This is a genomic window from Methylocucumis oryzae (assembly GCF_000963695.1).
GTDB classification, from domain to species: domain Bacteria; phylum Pseudomonadota; class Gammaproteobacteria; order Methylococcales; family Methylomonadaceae; genus Methylovulum; species Methylovulum oryzae.
In genome coordinates this window covers 1-11,922 of record NZ_LAJX01000113.1, presented here as the reverse complement: position 1 = coordinate 11,922, position 11,922 = coordinate 1, and the positions used below count along the sequence as shown (strand labels likewise).

General features: G+C 43.3%; 6 protein-coding genes and 5 pseudogenes. All 11 read right to left on the bottom strand.

Annotation, left to right across the window (positions count from 1 at the left end; genetic code table 11):
* Positions 1 to 268: 268 nt before the first annotated feature.
* Complete coding sequence (locus tag VZ94_RS11520) at positions 269 to 499, bottom strand: FeoC-like transcriptional regulator (RefSeq protein WP_045779344.1); 231 nt, start codon at positions 497 to 499, stop codon at positions 269 to 271.
* Between the two features lies 1 nt (position 500).
* Positions 501 to 2,818: pseudogene (feoB, locus tag VZ94_RS33265) on the bottom strand (Fe(2+) transporter permease subunit FeoB).
* Positions 2,818 to 3,052, bottom strand: a pseudogene (locus tag VZ94_RS11510) (FeoA family protein). Before VZ94_RS11510 ends, feoB begins: the two co-directional pseudogenes overlap by 1 nt.
* 174 nt (positions 3,053 to 3,226) lie before the next feature.
* The gene (locus VZ94_RS11505; protein WP_045779343.1) at positions 3,227 to 3,532 is read right to left on the bottom strand and encodes an integration host factor subunit beta; all 306 of its coding nucleotides are present in this window, start codon (positions 3,530 to 3,532) and stop codon (positions 3,227 to 3,229) included.
* Between the two features lie 62 nt (positions 3,533 to 3,594).
* Complete coding sequence (rpsA, locus tag VZ94_RS11500; protein WP_045779342.1) at positions 3,595 to 5,256, bottom strand: 30S ribosomal protein S1; 1,662 nt, start codon at positions 5,254 to 5,256, stop codon at positions 3,595 to 3,597.
* An 81-nt stretch (positions 5,257 to 5,337) separates the two neighbouring features.
* A pseudogene (gene cmk, locus VZ94_RS11495) lies at positions 5,338 to 5,992 on the bottom strand ((d)CMP kinase).
* Between the two features lie 9 nt (positions 5,993 to 6,001).
* On the bottom strand, positions 6,002 to 8,200 hold the full coding sequence (locus tag VZ94_RS11490; RefSeq protein ID WP_045779345.1) for a bifunctional prephenate dehydrogenase/3-phosphoshikimate 1-carboxyvinyltransferase: 2,199 nt from the start codon (positions 8,198 to 8,200) through the stop codon (positions 6,002 to 6,004).
* An 8-nt stretch (positions 8,201 to 8,208) separates the two neighbouring features.
* Positions 8,209 to 9,312: a histidinol-phosphate transaminase gene (gene hisC / locus VZ94_RS11485; RefSeq protein WP_045779341.1), complete on the bottom strand. Its 1,104-nt coding sequence runs from the start codon at positions 9,310 to 9,312 to the stop codon at positions 8,209 to 8,211.
* A gap of 133 nt (positions 9,313 to 9,445) precedes the next feature.
* Positions 9,446 to 10,532, bottom strand: a pseudogene (gene pheA, locus VZ94_RS11480) (prephenate dehydratase).
* A 16-nt stretch (positions 10,533 to 10,548) separates the two neighbouring features.
* Positions 10,549 to 11,627, bottom strand: a pseudogene (gene serC / locus VZ94_RS11475) (3-phosphoserine/phosphohydroxythreonine transaminase).
* Positions 11,628 to 11,629: 2 nt separating this feature from the next.
* A partial coding sequence (locus tag VZ94_RS11470; RefSeq protein ID WP_045779340.1) for a DNA gyrase C-terminal beta-propeller domain-containing protein occupies positions 11,630 to 11,922 on the bottom strand: 293 nt, incomplete at its 5' end.

Here is an 11,922-nt window from a genome sequence, read left to right as displayed (position 1 = left end):
TCCAGCAACTTGCCGAAAAAGGTTACCAACTTAAGACGGGACAGGTCATTCAGAACGAAGGACGCCGTAAATACGCCCCTGTAGGCTTGGCGGCAGCATCCCTGCTGCCGACACCATCGCTCTAAACGCCCTATCCCATCTTAAGTGTGTATAGCCCCGAAAAACAATCCAAGCACAGTAAAATCAGAGTCAATTAAGAACGCAGTTCTGTTATTGAGCTACTAGACCAAGTGCAAGAACTACCCAAGAATCAGATACTGATTGATAATCAACGACTGTTATCTATCCACTCGTATAACTCAGTCATAGCGGGGTCACATTTACAACAACTTGTCCCGCATGATGATTCTTGCGACAATTTACGCACATTGCCTTTATTGACCCATTTCGTCAACATGCCCCGTATGGCATCCGCTTCGACATTAAAATGCAGTGCTATGTCTTTCAGCGATACACGGCGCTGTTGTCTTACATAATCGCGTAATTCGGACAAAATCATATTATCCTCCTAACACCGCTTTGTTTGATTGCTTACCACCTAACCATAGCATAGTAATAATTAAGGCAAAGCCGAGTACTAAACTATTAATCCAAAACAATGCATCCGATGGATGCTGCTGATAACTCATGATTTGATAAAACAATGTCGCTGTCATGTAAGCGATGCCGGTCGTCCAAAGCACGACAAACAGCGTCCAACGCAGATTAGTTTCGCGATAAATCGCAGCCGTAGCGGCTACGCAAGGGGAATACAATAAAATAAATAATAAATAGGCAAACGCGCCAATTTTGACCATCGAAACTTTGTTGCATAGCTTTAAACGTATCGGTATTAACGGCTTGTTCATTAGCGGCAACCGCCACATCATCAACCGCGCCTATATTCAATCCTAGCGGGTCTAATAAGTTATCTCTAACCTTAGCCAAGTTTTCAGGGATGGATAAACAGGCATCTAGTAACGCCGTTTTCAAATCAAAAACAGATTGCTCTGACTGGTCTTTTGTGAGCAACTGGCTATACAAGGCATCCAACGTACCAACAACAGCTTCTTTAGCTAACACTCCGGTAAAAATACCCACGGTAGCAGGCCAATTATCATCTGCAATACCCATAGGTTTAAATATTGGCGTCATGCTTCTGCCTATCGCGCTAAGCACCGATTTATCAGTATTTTCTTTATCGAAACTACCATCGATACCCCAAGCGTTTAAGATGTTTAACACTAACACCATAGGTACAATAACTTTACCTGCGTTAACGATAAAGCCTTTTAAGCGATCCCAGGTACGCAATAACACACCGCTTACCGTCGGCATGTGGTAAGCGGGTAACTCCATAATAAACGGTGTACTATGCCCTTTTAATAGAGTATGACGCATAATCAAACCGGTTAGCACAGCCACCACAATACCGAGTAAGTACAAACCAAAAACTAGATTCTGCCCGCCTACTGGAAAAAAAGCAGCCGCAAATAACGCATAAACCGGTAAACGCGCGCCACACGACATAAAAGGATTCATTAAATTGGTGAGTACTCGGTCACGCTGATTTTCTAAAGTACGCGTTGCCATAATCGCTGGTACGTTACAACCAAAGCCAACAATCATCGGTACAAAGGATTTACCCGGCAACCCTAACAGCCGCATCAATCTATCCATTACAAATGCAGCTCTTGCCATATAGCCTGAATCCTCTAGCGCAGACAAAAACATGAATAAAAAGCCTACGATAGGAATAAACGTAGCAACGACTTGTATACCACCACCTATCCCCTTAGTGAGTAATACGATTAACCACTCAGGCCAATGTAAATCTGTCAACCAAAACGCCTAAACCATCAACCAGTAACGCACCCACGGCTTTATCAAAGAAATCGACAAACGCGCTGCCTATGTTAATAGTAAACATAAACATTAAGTACATGACTAACAAAAAGACCGGGATACCCAAATAGCGGTTTAGTACAAAACGGTCAATTTGTTCAGTGGTATGACGGCTCACCTCATTGAGTTTACAAACATTTTCTGAAGTCAATGCATTAACAAAACCATATCGGGCATCGGCCGCTAAAATGTCAATTTCTTCGTGGGTCTCTGCTTGAATCTGTTGTTGTAACTGCGCTACTTTATCGTTATAGCCAACACCGATAATGGCTTTAGCTAAAGTATCGTCTTCAAGTAAGCGAATAGTTAGCCAGCGTAAATCACATGGATAAGTGGCCGCGATAGTTGTTAATTCAGATGACAACGTATGAATAGCATTTTCAAGCTGGCTATGGTAGGCAATAGCAATACTAGGGATAGGTTTAACGAGTGCGGCTTGATTGATAGTATTTTTTAACTCGTGTATACCTTGGCGTATCGCGGCAGATATAGGCACTACTGGACAACCTAACCGCTCAGCCAAGTGGTTTGTATCGATTTTTATCCCGCGCTGTTTGACGGCATCCATCATGTTTAACACAACAATCATGGGGACGCGCATTTCTACTAACTGACATGTCAAGTAGAGATTACGCTCGATATTAGACGCATCAACGACATTAATGATTAAGTCAGCATGATGCCCTGCGACATAATCGCGCGCAATTTTCTCATCAATAGAGACATAATCATCAGCTGATTCTAGTGAATACGTGCCTGGTAAATCGACAAGGTTGATTAGCTTCCCGGCATGTTGATATTGACCGGTTTTTTTTTCAACCGTAACTCCCGGCCAATTCCCAACATGTTGCTTAGCACCCGTTAATACATTAAATAACGTGGTCTTGCCGCAATTAGGATTACCAACGACTGCAACGGTAAATTCCGCATCCATTACAACTTCTCAATTAACACGACTTCAGCTTCGTCTTTGCGCAATGTTAAAGCAAAGCCACGCAATTTAATTTCAACTGGGTCGCCAAGCGGTGCAAATCGAGTTACGCTAAATGATGTACCGGGCGTTAAACCCATTGCTAACAAAACGTTTTCGATATGCTTTACCGGCCTGGTCAAAACCTATGATTTTACCTAAATCACCGACATTAAGATTTTTTAATTTAACAACCATATACCCGCCCGTTCTAATGCTAAAAACCAAAGAACAATTAAGCAATAATCATTCTCATTTGTTCTGAATATATCACAGGACGGTAGTGCTGCAAATTGATTTTAATCAATACCGAGCGCTTATTGATAAAACGGCCGGACAAAAGGTTATCCGGCGTAAAGCATTAAGCTGAAATTAATCGACAATATCGCATTTTGTGCGCGAAGCATCTACCCGATCTCTTAATTCTTTCCCAGGTTTAAAATGCGGCACATGTTTTTTGGATAAGGCGACAGACTCGCCTGTTTTAGGATTACGCCCCATTCTCGGTGGACGCAAGTGTAAAGAGAAGCTACCAAAGCCACGGATTTCAATTCTTTCTCCCGTTGCTAAGGCTTCATTCATTTTTTCGATAATACATTTGACAGCTAATTCAACATCTTTTATTGCAAGATGCGGCTGTTGTTTAGCAAGCGCTTCTATTAACTCGGATTTTGTCACAATCTATCCTATGAAAAAAAAATAAAATCGGAGAGCATTGAGTATGCTCTCCGTTTAGGTTTTTATTTTTCCATTTGCTTAAAGATGTCGCCGAGGGTTGGCGTACCAGCAGCTGACTGAGAATGATCTTTGATGCTATTGGTTTCTTCTTCTATCTCTTTTGCTTTGATAGACAATGAAATAGTCTTGCTTTTCTTATCAACGCCTATGAATTTAGCATCAACCGTGTCACCTTCTTTCAATAAAGTACGGGCATCTTCAACACGATCACGCTGAATTTCAGAAGCACGGATATAACCTTCAACATAGTCAGCTAATGTCACTACCGCACCTTTGGCATCGACTTCTTTTATCGTGCCTTTTACTAGGCTGCCTTTTTCATGGGTTGCTAAGTAATTTTGGAAGGGGTCTTGTTCTAATTGCTTAATGCCTAACGATATACGCTCACGTTCAGAATCGACGGCTAAAATGACGGTTTCTAATTCATCACCTTTCTTAAAGTCACGAATGGATGCCTCTCCATCTTCAGCCCAAGAAATATCAGACATGTGAACTAAACCATCAATACCACCATCAAGACCGATGAAGATACCGAAATCAGTGATTGATTTGATTTTGCCGGTAATTTTATCGCCTTTATTATGCGTTGCTGCAAACTCATCCCACGGATTAGGCTTGCATTGTTTCATGCCTAATGAAATACGACGGCGATCTTCGTCGATTTCCAATACCATGATTTCAACTTCATCGCCTAATTGCACTAACTTAGCTGGGTTAACGTTTTTATTGGTCCAATCCATTTCAGAAACGTGTACTAAACCTTCTACACCTTCTTCAATTTCTACGAAGCAGCCATAATCCGTTAAGTTATTGACTTTACCGAAGACGCGTGTGCCAGCTGGATAGCGGCGGGCAATGTTTTGCCATGGGTCTTCGTTCATTTGTTTCATGCCTAATGAAACGCGGTTTTTGTCTTTGTCGTATTTTAAAACTTTAACTTTAATTTCTTGACCGATTTCCACACACTCAGATGGATGGCGAACACGACGCCAAGCCATATCGGTAATATGCAATAAACCGTCGATACCACCTAAATCTATGAAAGCACCGTAATCGGTTAAGTTTTTAACCACACCGGTAACAATTGCACCTTCTTCTAGTGTTTTCAACAATTCTTCACGTTCTGCACTGTATTCTTTTTCAACAACAGCACGACGCGATAACACAACGTTATTACGCTTTTGGTCAATTTTAATAACTTTAAATTCTAAGTCGCGATTTTCCAAAAAGCTGGTATCGCGAACCGGTCTGACGTCAACTAATGAACCGGGCAAGAAGGCACGTAATGCACCTACCGCTACAGTAAAGCCACCACGAACTTTACCGGTGATACGGCCAATGATAGTCGCATCTTTTTCAAATGCGGTTTCAAGCTCAGACCAAGCTTTATTTTTCTTTGCTTTATCCCGAGAAAGCAGCGTCGCGCCTAAACCATCTTCAAACAAGTCCAATGCGACTTCAATTTCGTCGCCAATAGCAACTTCCAATTCGCCATCGTTGTTCAGAAATTGCCATTTAGGGATGACACCTTCTGATTTAGAATGGGTGCTAACAATGACCATATCGTTTTCGATATCAATCACCGTACCCATTAACATTGCACCAGGACTCATCTGGGTCTTGGTTAAACTTTCTTCAAGTAATGCAGCAAAGCTTTCGCTCATTTTCAATATTCCTAAGCTAGTTGTAAAAAAACCTAGCCAATCTGTTAATAGTTAAAAAATGTAATAATAGGCCTAAGCCGCTCATTCATGAACGAACTGCAGCACTGTGTTTATTACGGCGTCTATGGTCATATCAGAAGAATCAATAAAAAGCGCATCGTCTGCCAAGCTAAGAGGTGCGGTAGCCCGCTCCCTATCGCGACGATCACGTTCTTCTATGTCTTTTGCTAAGCTTACAAGATTAGCATTAATTCCTTTCTCTTTCAACTGTTTATATCGACGTTCAGCGCGTTTTTCACTGCTAGCGGTTAAAAAAGACTTTTTTACTCGCTTCTGGAAAAACCACTGTCCCCATATCTCGACCATCAGCAACCAACCCTGGCAACTGCTTGAAATCACGCTGCTTTTGCAATAAGGCTTGCCTAACTTCTGGTAATACAGCGATTTTAGACGCCGCATTACCCGTTTCTTCTAAGGGTAATTGTCCCGTAATATCCTCATCGTTTAATAACACAATAAGCTCATCATCTAACGCAAAAGCCAATCGCATAGTTGCAGCGGTAGCCACAATAGCCGACACATCATCAACAGCAATCCCTTTTAACTGAATAGCAATCGCTAATGCACGATAAATTGAACCGCTATCCAAATAATGCCAGCCTAATTGCTTAGCAATACGTCGACTTACAGTCCCCTTACCTGCTCCACTAGGACCATCGATGGTTAATACAGGCATCGTCACGACTTAGTCCTCAACACAGGTTAAACCTAAACCTAATTGCGTGGCTATATCTTTGAATTCACGGAATGAAGTATTGACGTTAGCGCAATCTAAAACTGTTATCGGCGCACTGGCACGTAACCCAGCAATCGAAAATGCCATCGCGATACGATGATCACCATGCGAGTTAACAACACCACCGCCGATATTGCCGCCACCTTGAATCACCATACCGTCTGGGGTTGGCTCAGCATTCACACCTAATAACTGCAAACCATCCGCCATGACTTGAATACGATCGGATTCTTTTACCCGCAATTCTTCAGCACCGCTTAAACGCGTTTCGCCAGTTGCACATGCTGCAGCAACAAACAACACAGGGAATTCATCAATCGCTAACGGCACTAAGTCTTCAGGAATATTAATACCGGTTAATGGACTGTATTGCACGCGCAAGTCAGCAACTGGCTCACCACCAATTTCTCGTTCATTCAAAACTTCAATGTTCGCCCCCATTAACCGCAAAATGTTAATAACACCGGTGCGTGTTGGATTAATTCCTACATGCCTTAACGTGACGTCCGAACCGGGCGCGATACTCGCACCGACTAAGAAAAACGCAGCTGAAGAGATGTCGCTAGGCACATCAATCGTCATTGCCGTCAACCGGCCTTCAGCGCTAATAATAGCGGTGTTACCTTCGCGTTTAACCGGATAATTAAACCCCGCTAACATGCGTTCAGTATGATCGCGAGTAGGTGCAGGCTCAGTCACCCGCGTTTCGCCTTGTGCATACATACCCGCCAGTAATAAACACGATTTCACTTGTGCGCTAGCCATAGGCATTTGATAATCAATGGCTTTTAATTGCCCGGCTTTACCCGTAATGCGCAACGGCGCCGTGCCTTGTTCGGTGGTTTGAATTTCAGCGCCCATTTGCGCTAAAGGCTCTGTTACCCGCCGCATAGGTCGGCCTGATAAAGATTTGTCGCCTGTTAATACACAATTAAATGGTTGGCCCGCTAATAAACCACTTAATAAACGCATAGACGTACCAGAGTTACCTAAATACAATTCATTTTTAGGCTGTTTTAAGCCATCTTTGCCAACGCCATAAATCGTTACTTGCCCATTCTCTGGACCATCGATTCTAACGCCCATGTCTCTAAACGCTTGCAATGTTGCTAATGCGTCTTCGGCTTGTAAAAAGCCGGTAACATGAGTAACACCATCCGCTAACGAGCCTAGCATAATAGAGCGATGCGACATGGATTTATCGCCTGGCACACGCGTTTCGCCTTGTAATCTGCCACCGGGTTGAATATGAAATGTGATTGTTTTAGCCATAGAATTATCTAATTGATTAAGAAAGCGTTGTCGCGCCTGGTTTGCATAAGAAAAGATTGTAAATAATTGTTGTCGGTCGCCGTTATTGAGCATTAACGCTATTTTATCAAGCTCGGCTTGTAACTCATGTATTAACGGCAAAATAGCAGCTTGATTAGCAAGACAAATATCGGTCCACATTGTTGGATCGCTAGACGCTATGCGAGTAAAATCTTTAAAGCCACCGGCGGCATATTTAAAAATTTCACGTTGTTCGTCTTTATGGCCTAGCAAATCAACTAAGGCATACGCCAATACGTGCGGCAAATGACTGGTCGCAGCCAAAATCTGGTCATGCGGTTCTGCATCCATGCACGACACAATGGCACCTAAGCGCCGCCAAAACCATTGTAATTTAAGCAATAAATCGTGATTAGTTGTCGACGTCGGCGTAATGATTAAACGCTTATTGACAAACAATTGATCAACTGCCGCTAAAGCCCCGCTTTGCTCAGCTCCGGCAATAGGATGGGCTGGAATAAAATTACTAGGTACCTCGCCAAATACTGCTTTTAATGCCGAAATTACACTGACTTTAGTGCTGCCCACATCAGAGTATAACGTCGCGCTAGACCAATGCGGTTTTAGTTGCGCCAAAATGCTTTCAGTGCTCGCGACGGGGGCCGCAAGGATTACACCATCGGCATTAGTGACAGCACTCGCTATATCGGTAAAAAAAGCATCAATTAGCCCTAAATCTAATGCTAATGCTAAATTGGCACTATCTTGCTCCCGACCATAACCCACAATCGTTCGCGCCAAACCATGTTTTTTCGCAGCTTTAGCAATCGACCCTCCGATTAAGCCGACACCAATCAGGCAAAGCTTATCGAACATGCTCACGATTAACGCGTCAACAGCTCAGCTAACGCTTGTAAACATCGTGCGTTTTGCTCTGGCTTGCCAATGCTAATGCGTAAATGCTGCGGCATACCGTAATTGGTCACCGGTCTGACAATAACACCTTTTGCCAGCAACGCTTGATAAACCGGCAAGCCTTCGCGTCCTAATGCCACTGAAATAAAATTACCTGCAGACGGCAGCCAGTCTAAGCCTAAGGTTTTAAAGCCATCGATAAATTGCTGCATACCGGCACGATTATTGGCTAATGTTTGTTGTAAATGCTCGCTATCGCTGAGCGCAGCTTCAGCAGCCACTAATGCTAAGCTATTGTTATTAAAAGGCTGTCTTACTCGATTCAAAATATCGGCCATTTCAGGACAGGACAAACTATAACCCACTCTAAGTCCTGCTAAACCATAGGCCTTAGAAAACGTGCGAGTAATAATTAAATTTGGAAAATCCGCTAACCACAACACTGAATCTTCAGCGGGATTACCACCGACAAATTCAACATAAGCCTCATCTAAGACACATAAAACTGTTTCTGGCAAGTCGGCAATAAATGCTTTTACCTCAGCCTGAGGCAATAACGAACCTGTAGGATTATTCGGGTTAGCAATAAACACTAAGCGCGTGTTATCGGTAATCGCTTGTCTCATTGCCGTCAAATCATGACCATAGGCTTTAGCCGTCGCCACAATACCGGTCGCACCAACCGCTTGTGTGACTAAGGGATAAACAGCAAATGCATGTTCAGAATAAACCACCGATAACTCAGGTGTTAAAAAGGCTCTAGCAACTAATTCTAATAACTCGTTCGAGCCATTTCCCAGAGTGATTTGCTCAGGCGTTACGTTAAATTTTGCCGCTAATGCTTGTTTTAACCGATAACCACTACCATCGGGATATAACGCTAACTCTGACAAGGCTAGCTGCATCGCGGCGACGGCGCTAGGGCTTGGTCCTAGTGGATTTTCATTAGACGCCAGCTTTATGATTTCAGACAACCCTAACTCACGTTGCAGCTCTTCAATAGGCTTGCCGGGTTGATAAGGGACAAGTTGGCGTACACCAGCAACGGCTAGGCGATAGATTAAATCATTCATATTGAAATTAACGGGCAAATATTTCTGCTAATGGAATGGTAAGCTCAGGAAATAGCATAGGCGTAGCGTTGTCTTGGCTGCTATACATTTTAATTAATTGATAATTGCGATAATTGGGTGATTTTAACCATAGCTAATACACCGCTTTAGGGTAAGAGCCTAAAATCTTCAGCATATTCACTTTATCGCGCAAAGCAGCTAATGCATGAGCGACGTTATCATCATCGGCATGACCTTGCACATCAATGAAAAACACATAATCCCATAAGCCTTGTTGTGATGGCCTGGATTCAATATTCATCATATCCACGCCAAATCGAGCGAAAGGCTCTAACACACTATGTAAAGCCCCCGGCTTATTACCGGTCGATAAGACTAATGACGTTTTATCTTTACCAGTAGACGCTGAGGTTTGCCTACCAATGATAATAAAGCGCGTCGTATTATGGGCAATATCTTCAATATTTCTGGCAATAACCGGTAGCTGATACAGCTCTGCCGCAACTATTCCAGCTATGGCCGCTTTATTTTTGTCGTTTGCCACTAATTTAACGGCTTCGGCATTACTGTTAACCGCTGTTCGCTCTGCCTTAGGTAAATGCTTATCTAACCAGCGTCGGCATTGCGCCAGCGATTGTTGATGAGAGTACACGCAGTCAATATCAGCATAGTTTTCAGCTAAGCCAATTAAGTTTTGATGTACGCGAATTTCAACTTCACCACAAATTTTTTAAATCCGAGACCAATAAATTATCTAAGGTATGATTAATCACACCCTCACTGGAATTTTCTACCGGCACGACACCGAATTGGCAGGCACCCGTTTCGACATGGTTAAAAATCTCGCTAATCGTGGCAAGCGGAACCGTTTGCACAGCATGGCCGAAATGCTTAAATGCCGCTTGCTGCGTAAACGTGCCTTCAGGCCCTAAAAAGGCAACTTCTAAAGGTTTTTCCAGCGCTAAACACGCCGACATGACTTCTCTAAATAATAACGTTACCGCAGTCGCCGATAACGGCCCTTGATTAAGCTGTTGAATGCGCCTTAACACCAACGATTCACGGTCAGGCCGATAAAAACAGCCTTGTTCACCTTGCGCAATCTTGGTCTTAGCCACATCGAGTGCGCACAATGCCCGTTCATTCAATAGACGCAGCAGTTCTGCATCGATTGCATCAATTTTTTGCCTTAATTCTGCGAGCGGGATGATGGCCGTCATGGACTTTCTCTAACACTTAATGCGTGCGCTCAAACTCTGCCATGAATGCAATTAACGCATCCACACCCGCCTCTGGCATAGCATTATAAATACTGGCGCGCATCCCCCTACCGAACGATGACCTTTTAACTCCATTAAGCCATTCGCTTCAGCAGCGGTTAAAAACGCTTTATCTAATTCGCTATTGGCTAGCACAAACGGAATATTCATGCGTGAGCGATAGTCTGGCACGACAGGATTACGATAAAGCGCAGAGCTATCTATAGCCTGATATAACTTTGCCGCTTTATTTTTATTGTGTTGCTCTATAGCCGCTATCCCGCCTTGTTGTTTTAACCACGACAATACTAAACCGAGTAAATACCAGTTATAGGTTGCTGGCGTATTTAACATGGATTGGTTTTTTGCTTGCTCGGCATAATTAAACACCGATGGCGTAGACTTAGGTGCATGACCGATTAAATCGTCTCTGACAATCACCACGGTTACGCCTGATGGCCCCATATTTTTCTGACTACCGGCATAAATCAAACCAAATTGGCTTACATCAATAGGGCGCGACAAAATATTAGACGACATATCCGATACCAAATCTAAACCTTGGCTATCGGGTATGGTTTGAAATTCCACACCGTGTATGGTTTCATTCGACGTGAAATGCAAATAAGCGGCGTCTGCATCTATAACCCAGCTAGCAACATCGGGTATTGACGTGTAATGTTCAGCTTCCGAACTCGCGGTTAATACCACCTCACAAAAGTTTTGCGCATCGCTAACGGCTTTTTCTGACCATGCCCCAGTTTTGATATAACACGCTTTAGTTTTGCCGTTTAATAGATTTTGTGGAATAAATGAGAATTGCGCCGTCGCACCGCCTTGCAAGAACAACACCTTATAATTGCTTGGAATCCCCATTAACTCACGCAAATCAGCTTCTAATTGCTCAGCAATACTGGCAAATGCTTTGCCTCTATGACTCATCTCCATGACGGACATACCGCTATCACGCCATTCCAACATTTCTTCGCGCGCAGTGACTAACACCGCTTCAGGTAACATAGAGGGACCCGCGCTGAAATTATAAACTCTTGACATTGTTATTCTTCTCCATCTTCTGGCGTCTGAGTATCTGGCTCGGCATCACTGGCCAAGTCATTGAGCTCTTCATCATCATTATTGGTATCGTCAACCCCTGCCAGTCCTGCAATACGGTCAACGCCTATCACTTTTTCATTATTGTCTAAGCGGATAATCTTTACGCCTTGAGCATTTCTGCCAACGACCGAAATACCATCCACAGGCGTTCTGACTAAAGTACCGCCATCAGTAATCAACATAATTTCATCATGCTCATTGACTAGCACCGCACCGACGACAGAGCCGTTACGTT